1 protein-coding gene and 1 pseudogene are annotated in these 2,244 nt (G+C 43.7%); both read right to left on the bottom strand.

Going from position 1 to position 2,244, the window contains the following annotated elements; all coding sequences use genetic code 11:
* Positions 1-1,363, bottom strand: a 1,363-nt coding sequence (locus J5224_RS25220) for a pyocin knob domain-containing protein (protein ID WP_264627948.1), incomplete at its 3' end; no start/stop codon positions are given.
* A gap of 123 nt (positions 1,364-1,486) precedes the next feature.
* Positions 1,487-2,244: pseudogene (locus J5224_RS25215) on the bottom strand (hypothetical protein); the annotation flags it as partial.

Genomic DNA, 2,244 nt, shown 5'->3' with positions numbered 1-2,244 from the left:
CCGTAACTGCGTTATTCCCGTCCAAGATAGTAGACATGGCAATACCGGCAGATTGCGATCTGCCTAACCCGTGTGCCCCGTTTAGCATTATGGAGCCGGGGGCTGTATCGTTAACCCCTGTTTGCTTTATGAGATTTTTGTCAGTCCAGAATACATGATTCGTATATCCGTTCGAATCACCAGCCTGTAGCCTGACCACGCTCGTTCCTGCAGTTGGGCCAACAGTAAATATGGAATAAGTCCCCTGTACCTTTGAGAACCAACCAGAACCAAATCTACTTGTTGCGGTTATTATTCCATCATTTCTTATTGTTCCAGAGCTGTTAGCTGAATTTTGCGCCCACGCATGTAACGCATCCTCTGATGTAATATTGATATATGTTGGCGCGTTCCTTGCTGGATTTAGATTCTGGTCTGTCCATAATTCATGAGTTGAATTTGTTGAACCGGAATTATTTCCAGAGGTAATTCTTATTCCTCCAGAAATACCAGATGGAGCATACCCTATAGAAATGGTAGCCCATGTGTCGCCGGACCTTAGCAACACACCAACGCCATATTGTTTTGTGTATTGCGGTACGGCAGATGAGTTTCTGAAAATTCTACTCCCGTTGCTTGATAATCTAGCCCAGGCCAAAAACGCCGCATCCGTGTTTAGGTCTACAATTTCACCAGAGCCATCCCAACCCCATGCACCGTTAAGCATTACCGAGCCAGCGGTTGCATCGAATTGCCCGGTCTGCTTAACAAGGCTCGCGCTGTTCCATACTTCAGACCACACTCCCCACGTCCCACCCGCGAGGAAATATCTGATATAAACCCGCGTGGTGTTGTAGGGGAAATACAGTTGATGCGCAGCCGTATTCCCGTTGGCCGTGTCCTGAACAACCAAAAGCGAGCCTGCTATGGGTGTGGGATAATTTTTGGCAAGAGTAGCGTTGGCGTTTGAGTTTTGAGTCCACACCCCATCTTGCTCGCCAGTGATAGTATTTAGGTCAACGGTACCCAGCCCACCACGCTTTCTAAAAGCCTGTGCTAAGTCAGCTTTCCCATCTAGCGCAGCATCCCAAGCCTGCTGCGAGCGAACGGTAACAGTCTGACCGTCTGGCGAAGTGAGCGTAACGTTTCCTGTTCCGGTTAATATCTGCTGCCAGCCAGATAACTGCTGCTGATAATAGGCAAGCGTTGAGGCAAATTCATGAGCAAACTGCTCGATGGAAACAGCCGGTGATGTGGGAATAGCATAAGCTTTACCCGTTCCCGTTGTACCAGTGAACACTGATGCCAGCGTTAATTGTGTATCGGATTGCACAGACTCAATTTCATAAATCTGAACAGTGCCAGCAGAGGGCAACAATAACACCAGCCCTACTGATACACCATTTAATGAATTAGTGAATTGAGTTTCTGTGCCGTAATGATTTTACTGCCGTTAGTGGCAGAAATAGTTTCAGCTTTGTACCAAGACATATATTATCCAATATATTTACACTGTTGTTAATAACGGTGGTGGTAGCACACTACCTTTATATGAAGTAATAACCGCCGGACTACATGACCAGAACTGACGATTTTGTGAATCTGATCCATTCCTTCCAGCCCAAACGCTTTCTAGATTTATTGGTTGAATAGATATGCTATTCACCCTTCCTTCTAATAAGATTTTTATTTTTTGTTTCAAGTTAGATGTATTTGCAGGTACAATTAACGTACTAAAAACACAAAACAATTGACTTCCACCTTCTCTATACTGATCCATAAATGTACGTTCACTCCCATCGGGGTTTACAAGATTTACGCGAACTCTTTTAGGGCCTTGAGACCATACTGATACTAAAGCTAGATTAGTAAATTTAAAAATACGATCATATGGCTTTGGCGATATTTCCAACCAAGTTTTCCATCCGTCATTTAAACCTATAACAAATGGTAAAGTTGGCGAATTATCAGGATTATCTACAGGGTTATACATCAATACTGATTGTTCTATTACATCACCTTCAATCTTATCAGCATAAACTGTCCCCTCAAATCGACCATCCTTTGCATAGACTGTCCCTCTGACGATAACATTATTGAATTCTGAACTCCCAGAAGCCCGACTAATCTTCCAACCTGATGAACCAGCAACATAATTATCAGATGATATGTTATCCGAGAATTTTGCCCCAGTAATTGCCGCATCTTTGATTTTAGCTGATGCAATTGTTGCATCCCCAATGACAACACTATTCAAAACGGCTT

This window comes from Candidatus Symbiopectobacterium sp. NZEC135, assembly GCF_025962695.1.
This window is presented reverse-complemented; position numbering and strand designations above follow the sequence as displayed.